We start from the raw sequence: 24,362 nt of genomic DNA on the forward strand, positions 1-24,362 counted from the left end.
ATCATTTCCATACTGATCACCCTGTGTTCTCCTGCTCAAAAATTGAGCAGAAGCAGTTGAACACCTGGGTCAGTTTTCAGTCGGCAGAACAGCCTCTACTGGGTCAGTTTTCGGTCAGCGGCAACACATCAGCCCACGAAAGCGCACTTTCACGTACCCAAATTGGCATTTGATCACCCGAAACGGATGTTCGACCTTGGCCCGTGTCTGGGCTTTGCAGTACTCAATCTTGCGCTTGGCCTTGTAGAGCACGCTGCGTTTATTCAACTTGGAATAGGTGCTGCGGCGCGCCGCGATTTGCCAGATCACTTCACGATTTTCATGCTCTTCACGCTTCTCAACGCCGGTGTATCCGGCGTCTGCATACACTGCATTTTCTTCGCCATGCAAAAGCTCGGCGACCTGTGTGACATCGGCGACGTTGGCGGCGGTGCCGTGGACGTGATGAACCAAGCCGGACTCGACATCAGCGCCAATATGGGCCTTCATTCCGAAGAAATACTGGTTACCTTTTTTGGTCTGATGCATCTCGGGGTCGCGCTTTCCCTCTTCGTTTTTAGTCGAACTGGGAGCATGAATAATGGTGGCATCGACGATAGTGCCCTGACGCAGAGACATGCCTTTGTCCTGCAAATAACCATTGATGACCGCGAGGATTGCAGGTGCAAGCTGATGCTTTTCCAATAAGTGCCGGAAATTCATGATCGTGGTGTCTTCAGGTATCGGGGCGCTCAAGGTCAAACGTGCAAACTGGCGCATGGGCGTGATTTCGTAGAGCGCTTCTTCCATGGTCGGATCGCTCAGGGAAAACCAATTCTGCAACAGATGAATACGCAGCATGGTTTCCAGAGGATAGGGTTTTCTGCCGCCACCGGCCTTGGGGTAGAACGGCTCGATCAGGCCCAGCAGACCCGTCCAGGGCACGACCTGATCCATCTCGGCGAGGAAGCGTTCGCGGCGTGTCTGCTTGCGCTTGCCGGCGTATTCGAAATCGGAAAAGCTCATCTGGCTCATAGGCGGCTCGGATCAGGTGGTCAGGCGTATTTCAGCACATTTGAAAACTTGTTCGGAGATTCCCTAGGTGATTCGCAGAAAGAAGAAATCTTGCGTATGGCCTATCGCTATAGCCAGGATTTGGTCAACCGACCAATAAGCACTACCCACCCGATGTTCGGCGTAGTTCGTGCGTGGATGCTGACTGACATCCAACTTCAACTAGACCCAGCAATTAGCCTGATGATCAATTCAGAATTAGTAATCGCTGTAAATTCCGCATCAACTATTATAGGTTTTATGACCCTAACCCGTGCTAACGACTCCGCAACTGCTTGTGGCATCAATTATATTTGTGTCGATTCAGCCCACCGCAATCAGGGAATTATGACTGCGATGATTGCCAGCCTAAAACCACGCTTCACCGACATAGCGCTGAGCTGCTTTCCAACACTCGTAGAGGCGTATGAAAAGATCGGATTCGTAATGTGCGAGGCCCAAGGGGCTCAAGTCGCTATGCGAATTGGCGGTTCCTACAATATGAACGTCATAGACCCGAACTTCCTGAACAGGCAAAGTGCGGTTTCTCAAGAAGCTCAACGCTTGATTAGCGAACTTGGCGGGGATCGGGCTGTTGCTATCAACGATGAGTATGACGCTGAAACAAAGCGAATATCTCAAGAGGTTGCGTACTTCGTTGAGCAACGCAAGAACCCTTTATCCATCTAGGCGCTATCCGTTCCGAAAATGGTCTGTATGCCAACAATTCCAGCGTATCGCGAGCCTATTATGATGCCCAAATTCCCTCATCTTTCTGCAATTCATGCCCCGGTCAGCGTGAGCGCCAATGGCTATTACGCGAAGTATGGAGCAAATATTTTTGGGCGTGATTTCGTGGTTGGCGATATTCATGGTGAATTCAGCAAGCTATCGAAACTGTTATCTTCGGTAGGATTTGACGAATATTCAGACAGACTATTTTCGGTAGGCGATTTAGTTGATAGAGGGCCAGAATCACACCAAGTTGATGACTGGTTGAAGAAGCCTTGGTTCAAGTCTGTTATGGGGAATCATGACTACTGGTGTGTTGAAGGCGGACTAGATACCGAACCAGTTGGACACCGTAAGTACGGTGGAGAATGGTTTTATTCCCTTACCTCTGACGAGCAGAAGTCCATAGGGCTTGCTTTACATGGTCTACCCATCGCTATTCAGGTCGAAGGCCGCAACGGCGAAAAGTTTGGAATTGTTCATGCTGAATGCACATGCCTAAGTTGGTCGCGCTTCGAAGAGGCTCTGACAGGTGAGTTAGGCGACTCTTATAGGAACTACCATGCCACGGAAGCAATGTGGCGTAGGTCTCGACATGCAAATCAAACAACCATCCCCGTTGCTGGTATCGACAGGATCTTTGTAGGCCACACGGAAAGTCGCTGCCGTCCTTGATTTAGGGAATGTTCGATATATTGATACTGGTGGTGTTTTTGAAAACGGGCTATTGACCATGGTTGAAATTGGCGGCTCAGAAGCCATCCATTCAATCTGATCAGGCAACAACCCGGCCGAGGATTCAGACCTGCTGCCGGGTGGGCGACTCCCCCTCTCCTCTCCCCAACCTCACCTGGTCCAGATACTGATGCTCTCGTCGGTCGGCCTCACCTGCTTGGAAGGGTCATTCTGCTCGATAGCAACTGTGGGCTATGGTGTGGGACGTAATATTTGGGTTTTCTAGAATCCCTTATAGGTTGTGGCCTGTAGCCGTTTTGTATGGGGATACCTTATCCTCCTACATTCCGGCGAGATCTGGCGCGATCGCAGTATCAGCGCCTGCGAACCAACGAGCCGCGAGGAATCCGTAGTGAAAACCCATGATTCGAATGAGCACGCTCAAAGCGAGCCGATTTCTGGTGAGATTTATCACGTCACGCCAACCCGTCATCTCGAGTCCATATTTCGTGATGGCTTACGGCCGCAGATTGGGCCTCGCTCCGCGCTACTCGGTGAGGCCAAGGAAATGGTCTATTTCTTCGGGTCGATGCTGGCAGTAGAGGACGCACTCAGTAACTGGCTTGGTGAAGCGCTCGATGACGAGCCTGGAGCGATTTCCGTTCTTGCCGTCGATCGCTCAGGTTTACACCTCGTTTCAGATGGTAGGTACGAGCTTGCGTGTCCTCACCTCATTCGGCCGGAGAACATTTCTCTCGCTTTTCAGGATGATGTGCCGGCGGATGAAAGGAACGGCCCGGTGACCGGGGGGGCACCTCATGAGCAAACTAACCCCTAAGTTCGTCAAGGATGTCGACCAGCCCGGCTCCTACCAGGACGGAAGGGGGTTGATTCTTCGTGTATCAGCTACCCTGCGGAAGAGCTGGGTCTTTCGCTATATGCTTGCGAAGCAACGGCACGATCTTGCCCTGGGTACGTTTCCTGCCTTGAGCCTCAGAGACGCACGACTGGAGGCTGACAAGTACCGACTCGATATCGCACGCGGCGTTGATCCAGCCGCTGAACGCGCGAAGGCCAAAGCTGCCAAAGCATCGCGAGCCACAACGAGCCACACATTTCGGGCGTCGGCAGAAAGGTACATACGCACGCATTCCTCGAGCTGGTCCAAGAAGCATCACCAGCAATGGCAGAATTCCCTCACGAAGCATGTCTACCCTGTCATAGGCGGATTTCGGATAGCCGAGGTCGACACGGACGATATCCTGGATGTGCTGACGCCGATCTGGAGCAAGATCCCGGTTACTGCGAACCGCATCCGGAATCGCATTGAGCTCGTGCTCGATGCAGCCAAGGCACTGAAGCTTCGGCAAGGCGAAAACCCCGCACGGTGGCGCGGTCACCTCGACAAGCTCTTGCCCAAGCAATCGCATACGGTAGTCCCCTTCCCGTCTCCGACACCTTCACGAACGGCCGAGCTGCTGGCCAGGCTCGACTCGCTGGATGGTGCAGCAGCTCGTGCTGTTGAGTTCGCAATTCTGACAGCAACACGTAACCAGGAGGTGAGTGGGGCCCAGTGGGCAGAAATAGATTGGGAGGAGAAAATCTGGTTGATCCCGGCAGGACGCATGAAAGCGGGCAAGGCTCACCGGGTACCACTTACGGACCAAATGATCGAGGTGCTACGGCAGCAGGTCGGAAAGCATGCCAAATGGATATTTCTCAACTCCTGGCGCACAGGCCCGATTCCCGGCAACGCAATGGCAAGGGTGCTCGATCAGCTCAAGGTCGATGGAGTGGTACCGCATGGGTTCAGATCTACTTTTCGGACGTGGGCCGCGGAAGAAACCGATCACCAGCGAGAGGTTTGCGAGATGGCTCTCGCACACACCCTCAACAGTAAGGTCGAAGCAGCATATAACCGAGGTGACTTGCTGGATAAACGTCGCGCTCTGATGGAGGATTGGGGTAGATTTCTTGCCGCCAATGCTCCCCAGGTGAGGGGTAAAGTGTCGGAAGTTTCGGAGATGCCCCCTAATCCGGGGTCTGACCCGGCCAAGGTCCAGCCGGCTGCCTGATGGAGGAGATGATGGGCGCTCTGCTAGGAGCGCCCGAGTAACAGCCAGCTTATTCGCTGGCTTGGCCGAAGGTGGTGCCTCGAATATTGTTTGCCTCGTCGCAGATCCGAGCTACCTCCAGTAGTGCCTTCAGCGCTCTATCCTCCGTCTCCCTCGTGGCAAAGGCAATCATGAACCCATGCAGCAGGCCGGCGAGCATTGCCCCACTGTCAGCAACGTTTCGGTTCCCTGCAACGGCGGAGAATTGCTCCAGGAGGGCAGCAGGTGCCTTCAGAAGAAATTCCTGGCCGAGGGATTTTCCGATACTTGCTGCATGAACACACTGGTGAGCCAAAGCTTCTTCAGGCGACATCGGTGTACCGTCATAATGCTCGAATGACGCCTTTACATGGTTGCGACCGTGCATGCCGGCAGCGATGCTTTCAGCTCCCTGACGGATCTTCTCAACTGCAATACTGGCTATGCTGAAGTCTGTTTGCGCTTCATCCATAACCGCGGCCAACAGGCGCTCATCGACGTTTTCAGTGCTTTCCATCTGATCCTCCGTTGATAGTTATTTACCTCCATTTCAAGTTCTCATTCAATTGGAAAAACCCAAATTCCCGTGGGCAAATCGAGCTCATCGGCATAGGGGACGGCCTTCATAGGCCGCTCCCCTGCCACATCACCCGGCATGCGGGTCCGCACCGGGCGGTTCGAGAGATTGAGGTTATGAGAGGCGCGCCAATCCCAGCCTGTCGAACCACGCAATATTCAGTACACGATTCAACTCAAAACGGCTATTACGCCACCAGCGATGAGAGTTACTGGCCACCCTCTGCGCCACCTGCTGGCTCGCCCCCAGTGTCCGCAGCTCTCGATAGATCGTAGGGCCACGCTTCCACTGCCTGAGCTGGATCGCTCTCAGTCGATGTCGTATCCATTCGTCCAGCTTGCGCCAGACTGCCGGTGTTTGCGACAACGTGAAGTAGGCTTTCCAGCCCAAAAGATAAGGCCGAAGATTATCTGCGACCTGTTGCAAGCTACGCCCGCAGGAGCGCCGGGTAAGCCAGCGGATACGCTGCTTGAACTGTTTCTGCGCCTTATAAGAGACCGCGCGCTTGACTTCACTTCGGGCTGACCACAACTCATAGCCCAGAAACTTGCGACCAAACGCGCTCGTCACTGCACTCTTGCTCTCGTTGACGCTCAAGTGCAGCTTTTCGTACAGCCGCCTCAGCAGGGCCATTACCCGCTGCCCCGCCTTCTGACTGCGCACATACACGTTCGCATCGTCGGCATAGCGCACGAAACAATGGCCTCGGCGTTCAAGCTCCCGATCCACTTCGTCCAGCAGCACGTTCGCCAACAACGGCGACAGTGGGCCGCCTTGCGGCGCCCCGCAGCGGCTTTTCTCGACCACGCCATTGATCAGCGTTCCCGCATCCAGATAGGCGCGAATCAGCCGGATAACCGCCTGATCCGTAATCCGTTTGCGCAAACGATCCATCAAGATGTCGTGATCGACCCGGTCGAAGAACTTCTCCAGATCAACATCCACCACCACTTTACGTCCTGAAGAGACATAGCGCTGAGCCGCTAAAACGGCGTCCTGCGCACAGCGTCCCGGACGGAAGCCGTAGCTGTGTTCACTGAAGGTCGGATCGAGTAATGGCTGCAAGGCTTGCAGCAACGCTTGTTGGATCAAACGGTCGGTGACCGTTGGGATACCCAACTCGCGTTGACCGCCGTCAGGTTTGGGAATGACCACACGCCGTACCGGACTGGGCCGGTAGACTCCTGAAAGAAGCTGTTCACGAATCCCCGCCCATTGGGTCAGCAGGTACTCGGCCGTCTGATCAATATCCAGACCGTCGACTCCCGCTGCACCTTTGTTGGCCTTGACCCGTTTCCACGCCCGTTTCAGGTTTTCTCTCGCAAAGGCCCGTTCCAGCAGCCCTTGTCCTGCGTTATCGGGTTCATTTTGCGGGCGATTGACCTCGTCGCTGACAGGATTTCTCACGGTTTCACCGCTCGTTATCTCCGTCCGCCCCGCGTTTGGCAGGCATCTGACTTCCGGTCTTTCGCATCAACATGGCCTATGACGCTTTCTCTCGTTCGGCCCTTCGTCAAAAAAAAAAAGACTACTACGGCCTCTGCTGACTTCTCGCTCCGACTCGCGCCGTCGCCCTTTCAGGCACAAGGCGAGATCTCCCCAGGTAAGAACGCAATCCTTCACCGCACAACCGCCGGATTTACGCTGCCTGACCCTTGACCACAAGAGCTTCGCGGTTTTATGCCCGCTCGCCCTGGTCGGCTTCGCCTTGTATCCGGTTCTTGTACATCGGCTCGCGGTTTCGATTCACGCTTCCTCCCCACACTCGGTCGCCCTCATGCAGTTGCGCTTCACTTCGTTCGCTGTGGTCAGCTTACGGCGGGACTTTCACCCACAAGATTGCGCCCATGCTGGGCGCACATAAAAAAGGCCGGGATCACCGGCCTTCTATTCTGGAAGCTCAGCGCAAGCGCCGGCTCACTGGGTTCGCCATGTCTCGACTACATCAGCTCCATGCTGTTGCTTCCATTCCTTGAGCGTCTTCTGGTTGCCGCCCTTGGTCTCAACGATCTCACCCGTGTTGGGGTTCCGATAGATCTTGACTGCTCGTTGGGCACGAGGTTTGCCAGGCTGATGGGAAACCTGCTTGCGATAGTCCGGGTCAAGAATCGCGATGATGTCACGCAGGTTCTTGCCATACTCAGACATCAAGGATCGTAGCTTTTCCTCGAACTCCATCTCCTTCAAAAGGGCTTCATTTCCGCTCAGCTTCTCCAGTCGGTCCTGAAGCTCCTTGATGGCTTCCTCTGTGGCTCGGTACTCGGTGATGAGGGACATCTTGTCTCCTTGGTTTTGGTTTCATGGCCTGAGCCGTGACGAGATGCGCCAGGCTTGCTAGAGCTGCTGGTTAAATCATGCCTGCCGTTGCAAGGAATGCATAGCCTGCAAGGAATCCGGCGGAAGGCCAGAAGGCATAAAACTGAATGTTGGCGAAGAGTTTCTTGTTCATGTCGTCCAGGAGGGCTAACCCTCCTCCTCCAAGCGGTTGATTTCGGCAATTACGCCCTGCATGTTTTCGATCGCAATTTCGGCGGCTTTCCGGGCCTTGCCGAACAGTGATTCCTTTCCTTCAAGCAGGGAGTCGAGGCGGTTGTTCTCGCGCCGGAGCTGCTTAGCAATGGCATCAAAGTCTTCACCCTCAGGGGGTTTCTTGCCCTGGAGCTTGAGTTCCATGGCTTCGGACTGCTTCAGCATCAGATCGCGAACAACGGTACGCTGAGTCGCGCTTTGTTCGTCGAACCCATTGATGCTTTCGAAAACCTTCACGGCCGCTTTCGCACTGGACAAGGCTTTGGTGCCTACTTCGGACTTCCCTGCCTTGGTTTGAGTGGCTGCCTTCTCAGTATTCACGCCAGATGCACCATTGCTGCTCGAGGGAGCATCGTCACCTCCCGCCTGGCCGCCGGCGGCCTCGGCTGTCTCCTCTTCGGTGCAACCTTTAGCCATCTGCTGAGAAATACTCGCCGCCCCATCTGGAGCGTCGTTCGTAGCACCTGAATCATCAGCGGAAGAATTGGACGCGGAGCCACCCTCGCCACCGAAGAGGTTCGGGCCAAAATCCATTACGGTGTCTTCCTGAGGTGTTTGCATGTGGGGTACTCCTTTTCTGTTCGGGCTTTAACCTATGAAATCACCCTTCCAAAAAATCCCAACCCTCACGTCTCCTCAGCGTATCTGGCCTGCATTTTTGCCTTCACCCGATTCTCCAGCCTCTTTGCTACGTCCACAACAAACGCAAGGAACTGAAGATCGAGGCCTTCCTCAACCTCATTCATGATGTCGTCGGCAACGCCCTCAGCTTCTCGACCGAACTGCATTCCTGCATCAGCCATTTCGAACAGTAGCTGAGCCGCTGGCTTTCTCTCCGAGGTATAGAAAATGTCCGACTCTTGCTCGATCGCGGCTATTTGGTTAGCCGGCACTTCGTGTGCTGAATCAGCATCTTCATCATCGTCAAGCGGCACCGGCGGTGGCAGGTCACTGCTTTTTTCTGGGGGCGGAAGTGACTTATTGGACAACGTAGGTTTCGCTCTGCCCTCCTCTCTCATGTCCTTCGCGGCCTTACGTATTGCCTTAGGCCCGCGGCTACACAACTCTTGCTGAGCCTCTTTTTCGAGCTTAGCCACCTGTTCCGCTGCGGATACGCTCACTTCACCAGATTTGACAGCATCCAACAGCTCTTGGGTGCCGTCCCGGACAACCTTGCAGGCAGAAGACACAGAGCGTGGGCTGATACCCAGGACTTTGGCTGCCTCCTCAATAGCCATCTTTGCGGCTTCCAACTCCTGCCCGGCTGCCTTCTCCAGGTCAACAGTGATAGCGCTGCACCCACGCAGCGAGGACAACTCGGCAGCGATCAAAGCCCGTTGTGCCACGGTGAGCTGCCGGCGATAGAGGTTCAGAGAGAGGACGTAACCCAGCGCATCATCTCCAGTGTATTCCTCTGTTTGGGGTTCGATCAGCAGATCCTTGCAAACGCGATATCGGTTACGCCCATCAAGGATCTTGCCTTCATGGAGAACGATCGGGGCACGCTGTCCGTTGGTATCGATATCTTCAAGCAGGGCTTGGTAGTCATCACCGATAATTAGCGGAAATAGCTGAGCGTAGTCGTGAAACTCCAAATCATAGCTTTGCATAAGCAGCTTCTCGCTCCAGGTTTTATCAAGGAACGATATGTCAAACACATAAATAAATGACGCCTTTTCAGGTCGCTTTTGCGTCTGAATTTGCGGCCACCTTGTTGGCCCGGCGTCGACATTCGCGCAAAAAAAACCCTGCCGTTTAAGCAGGGGTTGTGATCTACAGAAGCCAGTAAAACAAATCTAAATCAATATTAAATCTTCTCTTGAAGTTGGCTTATTAATTCCTCGAGAGCTTCCTGATCTGGTTTTGTGTCAACGAATCTAAGCGACTTGTCTGAAAGGACTTCCATGACACCCCATTTCAATTCATGTAAATCCTGGCCCGGCTCTGGTGGCGTCTCCCAGTAGGGAAAGCTTCTGACTACATGAGGCGGCATCTTTGTGATCATGGCTGAATCTCGGTATTTTCTGTCAAGGCAAAGGCTGCATGCTAATCAGTGTATAAATATACAGTCCTGCATCACTACACAAAAACGGCGTCAAAGGTTCGTCATCTTTTCAGCTCGTAAACTGGTTGCAGGACGGCAACACCTATAAAAAGTTGTCTCACAGCACAGCATAAGCTAGGGCCATGTCTACAGCAAACATTAGGCCATCACAGACCATTTAAGGCGTGATAAGTTTCATTAATTTGATGTTTTTTGAGCTTTTCTGAGCGCCGCTAAGCCGACCCGTTCCTACAGAAGGAAAGCGAACTGGCGGTGGTAAAAGCATAGGTTATCGCGGAGATCTATGTAGATCATTTCCCGTCCGGAGTATGGGATGGCCCGTGGATAGCCAACCTTTGAGCTTCTGAGCTAAGCCCATGGCGCTCGCCCTACTCTCCGCGCGCGCTCAAGCAACCAGGGAAGCGAATGAGCTTGTGCGCGTCCTGAATATCGACTCCGATCGGATCGAGCTCGGATCTAGGCATCGGCCACGGTTCATTCGCACTCACTCACCGACACCTTCGGCCTGAGCCAGCCTTGCCTGCGCACCTCTGCCATCGCCGCTTCCAGCTCAGGAATCGAGGAGATGTCGCAAGACACCGTTGGTTTTTTTCCTTTGCGGTCTGTCGGCAACTGCAATATGACCTGTTCAGGATCGCTCAGGGAGACCTTGAATTTTATGCTCGGGAGTCCGCTAAAGATGATGCTGGTCTTCGTTAGGTTCAGCTCAGCTGAAGCCTGCCGCACCTCACCTTCGTGCTCATACGCCAGCGAGATACGGTGTTTGGTTGAATTGCTCATAGATAACCCCTGGCGCTTGGTCTGCGCAAATTTGCGTGACGCTTAGTGCTTTGTTTTGAGCCCGCGCCTCGCCTCGGATGAACCGATCTTCGCTGCTCAACATGTGAATCCGCGCTGGGGCCGAACACTTCAGCCAGTGCTCTGAAATCACAGAAAACAGCTCGATACGGCTCAGGCCGAGCAAATGCTCAGGCTCAATCTTTGACAGCTGTGCGAGCGTGGTGAATCGTGTCTGCGGTTGCACCCTGAGCTCTGGTTGCGCGACTGCGGTTGCCATATATCCCTATCTCGAAGTCTGAAAACCATATTCTGTCATGGCATTTCGCCTTCGTGTTCGCGTTTTCTAACCAGTTTCGCGTCTGAAATAATTCATTACGACACTACTGATAATCATTCGCTTGTAATCAGGGAGCGATCAATGGTCTTCAAGAAAGCCTCAAATTGTTCCGCCAGCCGCTTCGCATCTACCGTTTTCTCGCATCGAAACTCGACTTTTTTCCCATCTACACGAACCTTGCCTATCCCACTGATTTCTTTATCGGTGAACTTGCCCGGCGTCTTCTGCTGATCACGCGAGGCAAGCTCCTTCGCTAACCATCGTAGGGCATGCTCCTGCGTCCATTGATGATCGCGCATAGAGGTAACTGCTTGCAGAAGCAGCGCCGGCTCGGTACGACTGAATTCAATGAAGTCCTTTGCCCATTTCCCGCCGATAAGCCCCGGATTCGTGTCGAGTATTGCTCGCACTTCCTCTGGCAGATCCATTAGGAGAAGACACCTGCTAACTATCGAATGGTTGACCCCTACCCTGCGCGCGAGAGCACGAATCGAGCTTTCCTCCCCTGCTCGCATGATCGCGGCATAAGAACGGCCGCGCTCATACTCGGTCAGAGCTTCCTGTCCCTCGTTGTCGGTTAGGGCCAGAATCTTCGCCATTGCATCCGTAACGGAGCGTACATAGGCGGTCACGGTTTCCCTGCCCAGCAGCTTGTGAGCACGCCAACGGCGCTCGCCGCCGATCAACTCATAAACTCCATCCCCGACAGGGCGGACCGTCAACGGCTTTACCAGTCCAACAGAGGCGATCGAGTTCGCTAGATCCTCAATAGCTGCTTCGCTGAAGGTCAAACGAGGTTGAAACGGAGATACCCGAATCGAATCGACCTTCACCTCAGCAAGAACGCCGCTGTCACTTGCGGCAACAGCCTCATCATTATGACCTGGTGCTGGAGCTAACACTGCGGCCGGACTTGGCGCACTGACCTCCTGTTCTGCCCGTTGTGCGGCGAGCATGTCTGCAACGGAGACCCTGAGATTAGGCTCAGCAATTTCCGCGGGTGGGCGAACTCCAGTGACCCATTGAGGGGGGGTCTTTTTTTGACCTGGGTAATCCTCCGACTTGGCCATATTTCCTCCGAAACCTAGTGGTGGTGCTCCGAGCACCACTCAATTCTCAAGATTTAAGTGGTGCTCCGAGCACCATTATTTTCTGATTTTCGCTGGTGGTGCTCCGAGCACCACTCAAATCTAACGACCCTGGTGCTCCGAGCACCACCTCAATCACTGCGCGGCCAGATCGCGTATTCGTTTCAGCGCTTCACCAAACACGCTGCGCATCGAGTCAATCGTTTTGGAAGACGCACCTTTCCAGACAAGCAGGGGAACGCCTTGATCAAGTGCTTTTCCGTAATCCTCGGAGTAATAGAGTTTTTCCTCTGATACCCGACCAGGGAAAAGATCATTCAGGACAACCAGGTTACTGAGGATGCGTTTGCGGTTGCGGATGAACATCGTAGGAATAGCGAGCACTCCTGGAGAGCGGCGATACGCTTTCGCAAATCGGACCATCCAGTCGTTAAGCCGCATCAGAGCCCGGAACGAAAATTTGTCCATCCGCACGGGGCAGAGCACAAAGTCGCTGGCAACGATAGAGTTCTTGGTGAGCCTGGAGGCGGTAGGCGCGTTGTCGAACAGAATCACATCATAAGAGGAGATATCGACACCTGGGATTTCTCCGCTACGCGCCCGCTCAAGCCACCCGGCGTACCAGAAGTCCATGTTATTTTCGGCATCGAGTGCGACGGCCAGGTCTTCAAGGTATGCATCGGCAGGAATCAGGTGTGGCCCGTTTTCACCGAATGGCTTCTTGACCACTTCCTCGAAAGTCATCGGATCAAAACATCTCACCCGGAGATCGGGACTCAGGAGGCTACCAAAGTGGCCGGCGACATAGCGATCGGCAGGTATTCCCATTGCCTCGAGATCTGATAGTGCGAGATCTGGATCGTAGCCAAACACGCTGGACGAATCGCCTTGAGGATCGTTATCAACGCAAAGCACCCGCAGACCCGCGAGCTGAAGATATACAGCAAAGTTGACCGAGGTTGTCGTCTTTCCAGTGCCGCCTTTCTGCACGAACGTCGAGATAACAATCTGCCGGGGCAATCCCTTTGTGTAGCCTTTCGCTCGTCGAAGCGCGGCGATGTCAAAAATGTCGCGAAGCGTGTAAGCCCTGGATGTGACGGTTCCTCGCGGAACCCGCCGAATCTCGATGCCGTTTTCGTCTTCAATATCCTTGAGGCGCCGGGTTGTAAGGCCGAAGCAGTCGGCCGCGAACTGGGGGGGATAGAGGAGGGCGTCGAAGTCGGTGTAGTTGACCGTTTCTTCTTCAAACTGCTCGCTTGACTGCTGCATGACAATCCCTGCATTTGCTGAATACAGGGTGGATGATAATACGTAAAGCCGTATTTTCAAGGCTAAATCATGGTAGGGGTGTTTTTTACGCTGCTTATCCCGAACTGAAGGCTGGTTTTTGTGCCTATCAGTTCGGGTTTAGGGCTAGATTTTATGGTTAGACGCGAACTGGATTTTGCATGAAGAGAGGAGGGCAGTTCTGTGATCTGGTTAGGCGTACTGTTTTTGAGCTTGGGTGCGTGCGCGTTTGAAGTCGGCGCTGATGTAGTTGACAGTGAACTGAGTGTCCAGTGGATGCGATTCGACAACCACCTCGGTGGAGCCAGATAAGAAGGTCACGTTTTCAAAGCCAAGGCCGGATTCATCAGTGCTGATTTGCAGTTGGTTCCTGAAGCCATTTAGCACCTCCTCCAGATGGAGCTTGTCAGCTTTTACCGTAGCTACATCCAGGACCCCTTCAGCATTAAAGGCCAGTTGAATGTCACTGACGCCCTCGAGATTGACCTCCCACTCTGAAAGGTTCAGTACCGGCCCGCCGGTGTAGGAAGTACCAATCTTGTCGATGATGGTGTAGTGCTGCTGGACGTCTACGATCGTCGTAACGCCTACAGCTAGGCTTACCGGCTCCGGCGCTATAGCAGCCATGCTGAGCAGATAAGCTGCGACGCCCGCGAAAGCGGCAGTATTCATTGGGTTCCTCCAGGTCGTGTTCGGTTGGGATCATTTTCTCCTCGCCGACCTGGTGGGTGTGCTGCTTTCGAACCGAATTGTCGTCGGAAAAACGGCCTTCGGATTCTGAGTCTGCTTTTGGCTTCGGTTTTGGCCTTTGCTTCTCAACCTTCAGAAAAATTAGCTTTCCAGTTTTAAAAGCCTTTTAACTGTTTTTCTCTTGTTGTTCTCTTGTTTTTAGAAGGCTGGAGCCCTTGTGCCACGGGGCCTCCAGAGGACCATCGACTACAAATTACGGCATTGCGACTACAGATTCCGGCATTGCGACTATGGATTCCGGCTGATGCGACTACAGATTCCGGCTGATGCGACTACAGATTCCGGCCGTTATCCACAGGCCGGATAGGAGGGCCTGGGTTGCGCCTAACGACTACAGATTCCGGCTGTTGGGTGGCCCACGTAGCACGAGTTTGATTTTTCATGGCTCGATTTCAAGCCATTTTGTGCTCTGAATTTGCCAGCGTGGGCTAAGGCTTCGCCAAAAAAACTATAACTCATTGATTTTAATAGATATTTGCATGATTTCGTCGTTTATTTGACGTTTATCCCTGTGCTGCCCCATGCCCGCGTTGAATCGCCAATAAATAGTCTTCCCAGTCCTCATCTGAACCTATCGACTACAGATTACGGCTGCTGTAACAGCCATCCGCCCGATACGACTACAGATTACGGCTATGCCTGGACGGGCGTTACCAGGCAGCAGTGGCATCCAATTCTTTGCTATCGACTACAGATTACGGCTGCGGATCGAAGGTATCGCGCACCATCGACTACAGATTACGGCTGTGTACGCGCCGGACGGGAGGCCAATCGACTACAGATTACGGCTTCCACCTATCGACTACAGATCCATGTACCGTCGAGCTATCTGAATAGGTGGTTGGCTGTAAGGCCCATGGTTACTGGGGGGTTAGAGATTAGACGACTCCTGGGTATCGACTACAGAGGAATCTCTCTGTAGGGTTCCGTTATTAATCGTAGGGCCAGACATGTCCAATTTACCCAAACCTACCAAACCGGAACCTAAGCCGCTCCGGGTCACGAAATCCAATACGCTGATTACCGCGTCGTACCGGCTGACCCTCAACGAGCAGCGGTTGATCCTCGCGGCTATCAGCAAGCTCGATCCACGAAGGCCCATGCCGAAAAAGGTGTCCGTGTCGGCCGTGGACTATTCGGATATCTACGGCGTCCAGCTCCGGCATGCCTATGAGCAGATGAAAGTGGCAGCTGATGAGCTGTACGAGCGCGACATCAAGACCTTTGACGGGTCCGGCATGGAGCGGAAGCGCTGGGTTGATCGGGCCAAATACCTGGATGGTGAAGGTCGCGTTGAGTTGTCGTTCACCATTCATGTCATGCCCTATCTCACGATGCTGTACAGCAAAGTGACTAGCTATGATCTACGGCGGGTAGCCTGCCTGGACTCGAGCCATTCATTCCGGCTGTTCGAGATGTTGATGCAATTTCGGAAGACTGGATGGGCCTACATCGAGGTTGAAGCCTTGCGGGTAGCCCTTGGCTTGTCGGATGCCTATCAACGATTCAATAACCTCCGCCAGAGGGTCATAGATCCGGCAGTTGAGGAGCTGAAGACAAAGAGCAATCTGGATGTCAGCTACGAGTTGAGAAGGGAAGGGCGGAAGGTGATCGCTATCAAATTCACCTTCTGTGATCTCGCACAGCTCCCGCTTAATCTGGAACTTGACCCTGAGGATCTTCCACCGCTTCCTGAGTATGACCCTGCCGAAGAAAGCGAATGGCTGGTCACTAAGCCCCTGGGCGAGTTGGCTGAAGCTCAGGAAGCTGGACTGCTGTTCGCTGTTTCGGCGGAGGAAGAAGATCAACCTGATTAGCATGCGTCGTCATCTTACGACCGTTTGTGCCTTTGTGAGCAGTGTCGCCGGTGCTTTTTCCCGCCCATGTCGTCATTTGCCGCCCTTTAAGTGCCGCTCCCACAAAAAACCCGCCTTAATGGCGGGTTTTTCTTAGCCCGGTCTGGAGCGTGCAGGGCTCAGTAATTAGGCACAAGCGTGAAGAGGCTTCGCCGCCATTGGCATACATCCTCGCCTGTTGCTCGGCCAGCGGTTTTGAGCGCGTCGAAGACGCTCAAAGCAAACGACATTGCAGCCTGGTCATCTTCGTGAAGGTCGACAATCACAACAGGAAACTGGTCGCCGTCATCAGCATCTGGTGTTGCTATGGCGACTGTCTGAATTCCCCAGGTGATACCGTCATCGTAAGGCTCTACAACAAATCGCTTGAGCCGGCGAATCATGCCCTCACGAATCATCTGAATCAGATCGGTGCAGACCGGCTCCGATTGGCGCTGCTGGAAAAGTTGGATGGCTGTCATAAGCTACGGCTCCCTTGATATGCGCTCATCCTGCCAGCAGACCCGTAAATCCCAAACGGAACTCCCCTGTCTTTGTTCGGCATCAGATTGGTGGCGAACCCTAGCATTCTTTTCCTCCCAGGCAGGGCGTCCTATTTCCGGCGTGAGGTGGCGGAAGATCAACGAGGGTGGGAGTGGCTACGCAGAATGCTGTTTGCATGCCAGAAACATCACCGTCCCAGCACTCGCATTCGGCATCCCAAGCTTCGCGATTAAAGTCGAAGGTTGTCCCGAGATCAACAGTCCCATCCAGGGTGGGGTATGCCCCTCTCAAGGTTCCGTTGATCAGCACCGCGTAGCAATCGTCGCCGATTTGCAATGCTTTCCCTGGATTGGCTTCAAGATGACGCTGATAGGAAGAAAGGGTCTCGTCGTAAGTCATGGTTGCTGCTCTGATTCCGGGTGTGAGAAGACATTGCCAGCTCTACAGAAAAACCCAAATCCTGAAGAGGACAGAGCTAGCAGCCCCCCGCTTGGGTTTGTGCGTGGCTATGCAACCATGGAGCCATATCAGAACGGAGATCCAAGGGATGAACTTCACCCACGAACAGGAGCCAGCGATTAACTCGTTGGCCCGTATCGTCAAGCTGGTGGCTTTTGCTGGAACAGGAAAGACCACTACGCTTGTTGGCTATGCCAAGGCTCGGCCTCAATGCCGTCTGCTCTACCTCTGCTACAACAAAAGCGTCGAGATTGCTGCCAAGCAAAAATTTCCGCCGAACGTGACGTGCAAAACAGCCCACGGCTTGGCTTATGCGTCGATCGGATCGAAGTACAGACACAAGCTTACGAGCAACCTGCGCCTGACCGACATCGCAAGGATTATCGGCTCTCAGAACTGGGAATTGGTGCGCAGCGTGCAAGAGACGCTGAACAATTATTTGGCCAGCGCGGATGACGACATCGAGCTATGTCACTGCCCCGTCAACAAGCTCAAAACGGAGCGAATGAAGCGCGCCGCCGGCAGCATCGTAGAAGGAGCCAGGCAGCTTTGGTTGCAAATGTGCGACATCCATAACGAGGCTGTGAATATTACGCACGACGGGTACCTCAAGCTCTGGGCCCTGTCGAAACCGAACTTGCGGGACCGTTACGATATTGCGCTTGGAGATGAGGCACAGGACATCAATCCAGTGATTGCTGGTGTGCTTGCGCAGCAGGCGGCATACGGTATGGGTGTAGTCGTCTGTGGTGATGGCCATCAGATGCTCTACCGTTTCAGGGGGGCTGTAGATGCTCTCAATGCAACCTGGCTCGACAAAGCGGAAGTCCATTACCTCACTCAGTCGTTTCGATTCGGGTCTGCCGTTGCGCACGTGGCCAACATGGTTCTCGCGTTCAAGGGCGAATCCCGCCAACTGGCTGGGCTTGGCGGCGAGACTCGTGTTTCTAAGGCATTACCAGCTGACCTTGAACATCGAACCGTACTCTGCCGCACGGTAGTTGGAGTGATCGAGACGGCGCTGGCCAATGTAGAGGCCGGTGCAAAGATCTACTGGGTTGGGGGGATCGATGGTTACAACCTCCAGGATATTGAAGACCTACATGCTCTATCAAAGGGGTGGCGTGACCGAGTGAAGGGGAAAAAACTCCTCCAGGAATATCCTGATTACGATCTCTACAAGCAGATTGCCGATGAAAGCCAAGACCCCGAGATGAACCGTTCTATCAAGATCATCGAGCAGTACAGCGCGGATCTTCCGGAGTTGTTTGCCAAGCTGCGGCGCAATGCTGTCACCGATGAGCTTGAAGCCACCATCACTCTCAGCACCGCGCATCGCTCGAAGGGCTTGGAATGGGATGCTGTGCAACTGGCTGAGGACTTCACCTTCGATCCATTCAATCCGGACAACGAAAAGGAACCATGGATTGATGAAATGAACCTCCTCTACGTCGCGTGTACGCGTGCTATGCGGGTTCTGGCTGTCAACTCGACGATGTTGGAGATCATGAAAGAGTTCGTCGACCGGCGTGACGGCCGCAAGCCAAATACCCCGATGGTTTTCAGAAAGAAACAGGCTGCTGCCGCGTAGTGCTCCTCGATCATTGGGTTATCCGGGGCTCGTACTAGGATCGGATTTGACCATTAGGTTGCCGATGGAGCGTAGATGAGTCAGAAAAAGCCAACCCAGCGGGATCTGGACCTGCTAGCGATGCCGAGCATTGCCAGCCAGCTACCTGTTTGCTTTGAGAATAAAACAGCCTGGCATGAGTTCGTCGGCGAGTGCCGCGGCTGCAACCAGCCCATCCCGGATGAGCATCTGAGAGGAGCTGTTACCCGACCGGCGCAGCGGTGTTTCACGATAGAAGCGAGTGGCCACTGCGCGGAGTGCAAGAGCATCACCAGGTTCCTACTTCGGCTTCATGATGATTTGACGGCTTCAGGCCCTATGAACGGGGTGTGGCAGACATGGAAACCGAAGCGGAAAAGCGTCTTCAGTTGGCTGCTTCGACTCTTGAAACCAACCCGCTAATCACAGGAGATATTCTCATGCCAATTTCTACAGGCCAGGCAGCTTTGCTTCAGCAGCTGCGTGATCAAGGCTATGTAGTCTTGCTCGTTGAGCCGAGCGAAACTGAACACATCAGTCGAGAAAGGTTGGAGAGCCGTTTGCGGGCCGATGCAGCCGATCACATTGAGGATCTGTTGTCCCTTGAGGCAGTCCAAATTCGTTGAGCTGACACGTAGCAAAAAAAGCCCGTTTCGAACGGGTTTTTTTATGAGCGGATTTTGGGATACTCGATAATACCACCCCTTCAATCGCGAGATCGTTTTCGCACCCTCGGCGTCGCTCCTGGTTAACATGGAGCGGAGGGGGAGGAGGGCATACGGTATAGCCGTAGTGAAGGGGTGGTATTATGAGGAATCCTAGATGACTGACGCAATTGTCTCCGCTTACGAGCGCTTGGTCGAAACCGTTGAGGCTTTCAATGAGAAGTGGCCCGCATTGGTTGTCGGCGGGATGATATGGCGCATCCCGCTCCTCACTGAACAGAGGACGCCATCTCGAATTAACGTCCAGGTACTGACAGGAACTGACGCGATCAAGGCCGCTGTAGAGGCGTTACGCGAGTTTGAGCGCGATCTCGGCCAGGCTCCAGGTACCGTGCTGCGTTTGCCGGGGTACTTTATCCTCTCCGGATCGATACTCGATGAGGGCAGGGCGGTGAACCGCTGCAAGAGCGAGCTGGTGGATGCGATCGAGGCTGAGCGAGTGTTTCGCAACGTTGCCGTCAGCCGCCGTTCCCACATCATGCGCCAGGCCCTGGGGAAAAATTTCTCCCTCAACCAGCTGAAGCGCGCAATCCAGGTTTTTGATGCTGCCCCAAGACAGATCACATTCACCTGGGCCGGTCACACCTCAGGAAAAGAGCGTGTCACTGTTGGCCACGTCCGTGAGGTGCTGCTCGCCGAGGCCCATGAAAAATCTATGGCCACCGGCGAGCCGGTGGTGAATAGCCCCCAGTGGATCGATCTGCGCAGCATTGCGAATATGGCTGAAACCGATATGCTGGATGTGCCAAAGCCCATCGCTCCGCATCCGCGGGCCATGCTGTGGTTTTCCGAGCGCAGCCGGTATGACGCAATGCTGCATGCCAACCTTCCATTCTTCGTACTCGATGGGCAACCCGCTGCAAGGATCGTTGGCCTCAAGAACTTCGATAGAGACTCGCGATCAGCAAAACGACCAGACGTAAAGCAACGGTTGCCGGCACTCCCTGGGGGGCGCTTTTTCGTAGCCTCATCCACTGCGGACCCAGTTGCTCAGGAGCCCGGCGCGCCAGAGACACCTGAGGTGCTATCGACGTACCGAGAGTCAGTAAAAGGCGTCGTTGATCAGTAGACTTACCCTTTATAAACAACAGCTTAGACTTCTTATAATCTTTGTTATGTTAAATTCGGTAGCAGCCTAATAATTAGGATGCGTCCTTTAGCCTCGCGCTTTGATGCTCTACCCAAATAGCTGGTGAACCACGTACGCTCTGCTGAGGCCGCTTGCATTCCGCCAGCTGCCTGAAATGGAGATCGAGAAGATGATGATTGATGGCGTTGAGAAACGAATTGAAGCCGGCGTGAATACGGCCCTGGACATGGTTGAGGTACTGGTTGCAGCTGGCCAGCCCCTCAAAGCTGCGATTGCCACCTCGCGAATACTCACGATGGAAGTTGTCCGCGAGTCTCTGGCAAAGAACCTGGCGAACAAAAGCGGCTCGGTGATTACTCACACCTTGGCCACTACGCCAGCCCATTCTGGTCCGGTACCGGCCCAGCACACTGCAAAAACGAAACAGCATCAGACCGTTGATTGATCATCGAGGCCGGCCGGGAGATCTTCACGATACACCCGGCCAGGCACGCAAAACTCGCTCCCTCACCTCACGCTTCCCGTCAGCACGGGCTGTAACGACCGCACAGCGCCCTGGAGGCTCAGGAAGGGTTAACCTGGCCCTGAAGGCTACAAAACCGCATATCCCCTCCGAACGGCCCTTATCGGCAGTTTCCGGCCCGTTTGAAACCCGCAGCTTCGGCGTCCGCAGCGCTCGCAAACTCTACCCGGTTGCGCGTTCCGACTTTTTCATAGCTCGGACAGCCCACTGGCAGGTGGTAAACATTGCTATTGCGGTTGCCAATCACCGGCGAAAGCGAGCTGGAGGCGTATCCACCAGATACCTGGTGCTGAACTGGTTCGCTCCGAATGGCCTGTGCCATTGTGCCCGCTCCCTTCACTCGCATACCGAGATTCCAGGATCTTTCACCTGTTACGAATGGGTTGCTATGCCCCATTACTCTGGCGATCCGCCGGTCACGCTCCTGTTCCCACGCGCTCACCGGGTATTGACGATCCCAGGCCATCAGCAACTGCTGTTGTGCTCTGGACATCGATAGCCCGTAACGGTCGTGCATGTAGAAGTAGATTCGGGCTACCGCGCCCTTCACCTGGTCGCGAGGCTCAGTCACGCGCTGCTGAAAATCTGTTCTGGTCGGGCAAGCGCCGTATTGCATCGGTGTTGAGGGTAAAACGCCATAGCGAAAATTGCTTCGGTCAGCATTGACCTCGCCAACACTCACCGCAAGGTTGTGCATGTCGGCTTCCATTTTGCGAAATACCGGATCGGTATCGATGCAGTTCTTGCGCCCCCCGTTCTGCCAACACTGCCGCTGGCTGCCGAAGGCGTATGCTGGCAAGACGTGCTCCCATTCGATGCGCTGCGCGCGATTCTCCTGAGCGCGGACTTCGTACCCGCACGAGGCGAAGTCCACACGGCCTCCGGATCGCCCTACCCACTTCCAGTCGCACCCACAGTAAAGATCGCCGGCTTCGCTGGTGTTGCGGTCGTAGTAGACCTTCTGGCGTAGCTCAACCTTGGCCTGCTCGAAGGTCGTAGGTGCGGAGGCAAGAGCGAAGTGAGACGTGGCCATCTGCATGGCCAAAAACATCATGAGGATCGATTTCACGGTCTTTTCCTTAAAACAAGGGTGATTCCAGGCTATTCAGGGGAAAAAAAACCCAAGCAAGGCTTGGGTTTGAGCGCTGCTCGCAGTAGCTACCGCAGCGGGGTAAGAAGCTCGCCAATGCGACGAACCCTGCGAAAGATAATTTGCGCGATCGATTCATGGCCCGTGGCAATGACACCAAACAACCCTGCCAGGAGAAGTGCCCAGAAGCTGTTGCGCTTCCAGTCGCTTGCCTCGGCCAAGGCACTCTGGCGATGCTGTTCGGCTCGATCAGAAAGAGACGGGCTTTCTGGGCCAAGCGCAGTTGCCTCGATGGCGTAGGCAATGCCGGCCGGCACGGAAAAGTCGCCCTTAATTTTTCCCTCTCGCAGATTTTTCGCTGTCAGAACAACCCACTTCGAGGAGCTGCCGCCGGCAACAGATGCTTGGGCTAGCACATACGCCCTGGCCACCTCGTCCAGATCCTCTCTGGAGCTGAGCAGACGCTGAAGCGTCGGTAGGTTCTTAGACTCAACCGCGGAATAAAACTCGCTGGGCTTGCTTGCCGTGCTTGCCGTGCCCGGATCTAGTATCCCCAGAAACGCTCCCATGATGTGCGGCATCATGCCGACCATGACGGCGGGAACGATGTTGAACAAGCGTCCGGTAATAACCGCAAGGCCTACACCCGCAATCATTGCAACCGCGCTGATCATTTTGAGAGCTGTGCTATTGAGGATCGAGTCGACGGCTGATTCGACCCCCATCAACCCGCCAATACCGCCGCCCTCGTGGCCCGATGCTTGGAAGGCCTTGGCGATCGCATCAGGAACCAGGATCTGGTCAATAGCCGTTGTTGGCTCTGCGGCGATACCCAGCGCGTAAAATACGCCCCCGAATACCGCCAAACCCAGGGCGGTACCACCGTAGATGAGCGTGCCTTTGCGTAGCTTCTTCGCCCGCGAGATCAGTTCCTGGAGGGGCGCGTCAAAAGGCGTCGGCGCTTTTGCCGGCAAAGCTGGTTCGGGTTGGGCTCGATGTGTCTTCTGCGCTGTCGGCTCTGCTTTCGCTTCGTTTGAGGCTTGTTCGTGCTTGGCGGTGACATGTACCGTTTGCCCAACCGGCTGCCGTAATAGCTTCAGATCCTGACCGAGCACACGCTGTGTCTTGCCTGCAACGAGACCACGAGATATTTCCTTTCTACGAGCACCGTAATTAGCGAGGAGCTTGTCGAGCTCTGCATCAGGAACGTCCTTCGCGGCGACTTTTCCATCAACAAGCAGCGTGTACAACTGCGGGTCAACCTCTGGAGTCTGCCTGGACAGTTCCAGCTCTTGACCGAGAACGCGCTCGGTCTGGCCAGCCATCAGCCTATTCAAGGTACTGTCCTCCACGACGCCATAGTCATTCAAGAGACTCGATAGCTGCGCTAAGGGAATGTTTTCCTTCGAAACGAGGCCGTCGACCCGCAACCGGAAAAGTTGGACTGGTTCGGTCATCAGTGAAGCTCCTTCACTTCATCAGTCCTGCCCAGGCGCTTCTGGAGATCGAGACGCATGCCCTGGATCTCTTTCTCTGCGGCCTTGCGTTGAGCTACGCCCTCACGCTGGATTTTGATTACGTCTTCGACGGTCTGGATCAGCGTGGCCTGGACCTTCTGCAAGGTGTCCACGTCGATTACCAACCGCTGGTTAGCTTTGGCCGTCTCTACGGAGTTGCGGTGCAGCAGCTCGGCGTTGCGTTTGAGGAGATCGTTGGTGGTGTCGTCGATTTTGGTGGCCAGCTGGACGGCGTTCCGCTGCTCGTTCAGCGTCAAAGCCAGCATGAATTGGCGCTTCCAAGCCGGCACAGTGATTTCCCGGATGGTGTGGAACTTGTCCACCAGCATCTGGTTATTCGCTTGAATCATCCGAATCGTCGGGAGGCTCTGCATCGCGGACTGCTGGAGCGCCGTGAGGTCGCCAATACGCTTGTCGAGGTTGGAGATCAGTGCATCCAGATCCGCAACTTGCTGCAAGCGGGCCGGGTCGTTCCCGATGTTCGCCCGAAGCTGAGAAACCTGCATCTGTAGCTCCGCAAGGCGCTGCTTACCGGCGGCAATGTGGATGCCAAGCAGGCGATGCTCCTCGCGTACCGCAACGAACATGGACTCGAGGCCGGTATTCCGAGCAGAAATGCCCGCTTGTGTTTGGTCGACTTCAGCAACGAGCTTTTCAATTTGCTCTCGCGTGGTGTCGAACTGACCCATGACGGACTTGCCGCGCAGGGTTACTTTGTCAATCAGCGGGCCGATGACAGGGATGCGCGAACGGCGATTGGAAAGCGCGCTGACATTGAGCGACTGCGCGACGGCAACCACCTCGCTCAGCTTTGCGCCGGCATCGTCCAGGTCGCTGTTACGAACCTGGTCGAGCAAGCTGTCGGCGTAGGAGGACGTGTGTTCTGCCACTTCCCTGCCGAACTGAGAAACCGAGAGCGGGTTTTCTGCCTGGATCAGTGCCGCTACAGCCTTGATCTGGGGGATGTCCTGTTCCTGGAGACCGAGAGCCTGAAGCCCAGCTGGGGTAAGCTCGGTGTTGGTAGTGGCGAGATCTGTCACGGTAATTTCCTGCTGCATGTTTTGC

Annotated in this window: 23 protein-coding genes and 1 pseudogene; 9 read left to right on the forward strand and 15 right to left on the reverse strand. The window is 54.5% G+C overall.

The window, feature by feature from the left end; all coding sequences use genetic code 11:
• Positions 1-129: 129 nt before the first annotated feature.
• Positions 130-1,014 (reverse strand): annotated as a pseudogene (locus FIV35_RS26885) (IS5 family transposase); the annotation flags it as partial.
• A gap of 96 nt (positions 1,015-1,110) precedes the next feature.
• On the opposite strand from FIV35_RS26885, the gene FIV35_RS26890 reads away from it, so the two are divergent.
• The 4 genes from FIV35_RS26890 to FIV35_RS26905 all read left to right on the forward strand — a co-directional run bounded on the left by FIV35_RS26890 (position 1,111) and on the right by FIV35_RS26905 (position 4,514).
• Positions 1,111-1,722, forward strand: coding sequence for a GNAT family N-acetyltransferase (locus FIV35_RS26890; RefSeq protein ID WP_170245422.1), 612 nt, complete (start codon positions 1,111-1,113; stop codon positions 1,720-1,722).
• A gap of 60 nt (positions 1,723-1,782) precedes the next feature.
• A complete protein-coding gene (locus FIV35_RS26895; RefSeq protein WP_170245423.1) occupies positions 1,783-2,439 on the forward strand; it encodes a metallophosphoesterase in 657 nt (218 codons plus the stop codon).
• Between the two features lie 412 nt (positions 2,440-2,851).
• Positions 2,852-3,277, forward strand: coding sequence for a hypothetical protein (locus FIV35_RS26900; protein WP_023049073.1), 426 nt, complete (start codon positions 2,852-2,854; stop codon positions 3,275-3,277).
• The gene (locus tag FIV35_RS26905) at positions 3,258-4,514 is read left to right on the forward strand and encodes a tyrosine-type recombinase/integrase (protein ID WP_023049072.1); all 1,257 of its coding nucleotides are present in this window, start codon (positions 3,258-3,260) and stop codon (positions 4,512-4,514) included. The genes FIV35_RS26900 and FIV35_RS26905 overlap by 20 nt, the downstream gene beginning before the upstream one ends.
• 49 nt (positions 4,515-4,563) lie before the next feature.
• On the opposite strand, the gene FIV35_RS26910 is transcribed toward FIV35_RS26905, so the two are convergent.
• The 9 genes from FIV35_RS26910 to FIV35_RS26965 all read right to left on the reverse strand — a co-directional run bounded on the left by FIV35_RS26910 (position 4,564) and on the right by FIV35_RS26965 (position 13,867).
• On the reverse strand, positions 4,564-5,049 hold the full coding sequence (locus tag FIV35_RS26910) for a hypothetical protein (protein WP_023049071.1): 486 nt from the start codon (positions 5,047-5,049) through the stop codon (positions 4,564-4,566).
• 174 nt (positions 5,050-5,223) lie between these two features.
• Positions 5,224-6,516: a group II intron reverse transcriptase/maturase gene (gene ltrA, locus FIV35_RS26915; protein ID WP_041479960.1), complete on the reverse strand. Its 1,293-nt coding sequence runs from the start codon at positions 6,514-6,516 to the stop codon at positions 5,224-5,226.
• Between the two features lie 510 nt (positions 6,517-7,026).
• The gene (locus FIV35_RS26925; protein ID WP_023049070.1) at positions 7,027-7,386 is read right to left on the reverse strand and encodes a histone-like nucleoid-structuring protein, MvaT/MvaU family; all 360 of its coding nucleotides are present in this window, start codon (positions 7,384-7,386) and stop codon (positions 7,027-7,029) included.
• A gap of 186 nt (positions 7,387-7,572) precedes the next feature.
• Positions 7,573-8,199, reverse strand: coding sequence for a hypothetical protein (locus tag FIV35_RS26930; RefSeq protein WP_023049068.1), 627 nt, complete (start codon positions 8,197-8,199; stop codon positions 7,573-7,575).
• Positions 8,200-8,264: 65 nt separating this feature from the next.
• Positions 8,265-9,248: a ParB/RepB/Spo0J family partition protein gene (locus tag FIV35_RS26935; protein ID WP_031312472.1), complete on the reverse strand. Its 984-nt coding sequence runs from the start codon at positions 9,246-9,248 to the stop codon at positions 8,265-8,267.
• Positions 9,249-10,177: 929 nt separating this feature from the next.
• On the reverse strand, positions 10,178-10,483 hold the full coding sequence (locus tag FIV35_RS26945) for a hypothetical protein (protein ID WP_023049065.1): 306 nt from the start codon (positions 10,481-10,483) through the stop codon (positions 10,178-10,180).
• A gap of 390 nt (positions 10,484-10,873) precedes the next feature.
• The gene (locus tag FIV35_RS26955; protein ID WP_031312470.1) at positions 10,874-11,890 is read right to left on the reverse strand and encodes a ParB/RepB/Spo0J family partition protein; all 1,017 of its coding nucleotides are present in this window, start codon (positions 11,888-11,890) and stop codon (positions 10,874-10,876) included.
• A gap of 153 nt (positions 11,891-12,043) precedes the next feature.
• Complete coding sequence (locus FIV35_RS26960) at positions 12,044-13,177, reverse strand: ParA family protein (RefSeq protein ID WP_083377969.1); 1,134 nt, start codon at positions 13,175-13,177, stop codon at positions 12,044-12,046.
• Between the two features lie 210 nt (positions 13,178-13,387).
• Positions 13,388-13,867, reverse strand: a complete 480-nt coding sequence (locus FIV35_RS26965; RefSeq protein WP_083377970.1) for a partitioning protein — start codon at positions 13,865-13,867, stop codon at positions 13,388-13,390.
• A 1,028-nt stretch (positions 13,868-14,895) separates the two neighbouring features.
• On the opposite strand from FIV35_RS26965, the gene FIV35_RS26970 reads away from it, so the two are divergent.
• Positions 14,896-15,762 carry a replication initiation protein gene (locus FIV35_RS26970; protein ID WP_083377971.1) on the forward strand — a complete coding sequence of 289 codons (867 nt, stop codon included), beginning with the start codon at positions 14,896-14,898 and terminating at the stop codon, positions 15,760-15,762.
• Between the two features lie 158 nt (positions 15,763-15,920).
• Here the strand turns inward: FIV35_RS26970 and FIV35_RS26975 are convergent, their stop codons facing one another.
• Together FIV35_RS26975 and FIV35_RS26980 are read right to left on the reverse strand one after the other, a co-directional pair.
• Entirely contained in the window at positions 15,921-16,262 is a 342-nt protein-coding gene (locus tag FIV35_RS26975) for a hypothetical protein (RefSeq protein ID WP_083377972.1), read from the reverse strand.
• 100 nt (positions 16,263-16,362) lie between these two features.
• Positions 16,363-16,683: a hypothetical protein gene (locus FIV35_RS26980; protein ID WP_143479508.1), complete on the reverse strand. Its 321-nt coding sequence runs from the start codon at positions 16,681-16,683 to the stop codon at positions 16,363-16,365.
• Positions 16,684-16,831: 148 nt separating this feature from the next.
• Between FIV35_RS26980 and FIV35_RS26985 the strand changes: the two genes are divergently transcribed.
• The 4 genes from FIV35_RS26985 (at position 16,832) to FIV35_RS27000 (ending at position 20,612) form a co-directional block, all read left to right on the forward strand.
• On the forward strand, positions 16,832-18,334 hold the full coding sequence (locus tag FIV35_RS26985) for a UvrD-helicase domain-containing protein (RefSeq protein ID WP_083377995.1): 1,503 nt from the start codon (positions 16,832-16,834) through the stop codon (positions 18,332-18,334).
• Between the two features lie 377 nt (positions 18,335-18,711).
• Positions 18,712-18,978, forward strand: a complete 267-nt coding sequence (locus tag FIV35_RS26990) for a hypothetical protein (protein ID WP_170245424.1) — start codon at positions 18,712-18,714, stop codon at positions 18,976-18,978.
• Positions 18,979-19,174: 196 nt separating this feature from the next.
• On the forward strand, positions 19,175-20,146 hold the full coding sequence (locus tag FIV35_RS26995) for a DNA replication terminus site-binding protein (protein ID WP_011077913.1): 972 nt from the start codon (positions 19,175-19,177) through the stop codon (positions 20,144-20,146).
• A 175-nt stretch (positions 20,147-20,321) separates the two neighbouring features.
• Entirely contained in the window at positions 20,322-20,612 is a 291-nt protein-coding gene (locus FIV35_RS27000) for a hypothetical protein (RefSeq protein WP_011077912.1), read from the forward strand.
• A 178-nt stretch (positions 20,613-20,790) separates the two neighbouring features.
• Here the strand turns inward: FIV35_RS27000 and FIV35_RS27005 are convergent, their stop codons facing one another.
• The 3 genes from FIV35_RS27005 to FIV35_RS27015 form a co-directional block, all read right to left on the reverse strand.
• Complete coding sequence (locus FIV35_RS27005) at positions 20,791-21,744, reverse strand: endonuclease (protein ID WP_170962160.1); 954 nt, start codon at positions 21,742-21,744, stop codon at positions 20,791-20,793.
• A 104-nt stretch (positions 21,745-21,848) separates the two neighbouring features.
• On the reverse strand, positions 21,849-23,237 hold the full coding sequence (locus tag FIV35_RS27010; protein ID WP_011600755.1) for a hypothetical protein: 1,389 nt from the start codon (positions 23,235-23,237) through the stop codon (positions 21,849-21,851).
• On the reverse strand, positions 23,237-24,355 hold the full coding sequence (locus FIV35_RS27015) for a toxic anion resistance protein (protein ID WP_011600754.1): 1,119 nt from the start codon (positions 24,353-24,355) through the stop codon (positions 23,237-23,239). The genes FIV35_RS27010 and FIV35_RS27015 overlap by 1 nt, the downstream gene beginning before the upstream one ends.
• Positions 24,356-24,362 lie beyond the last annotated feature (7 nt).

Source organism: Pseudomonas rhodesiae (assembly GCF_007858255.1).
Lineage (GTDB): Bacteria > Pseudomonadota > Gammaproteobacteria > Pseudomonadales > Pseudomonadaceae > Aquipseudomonas > Aquipseudomonas rhodesiae.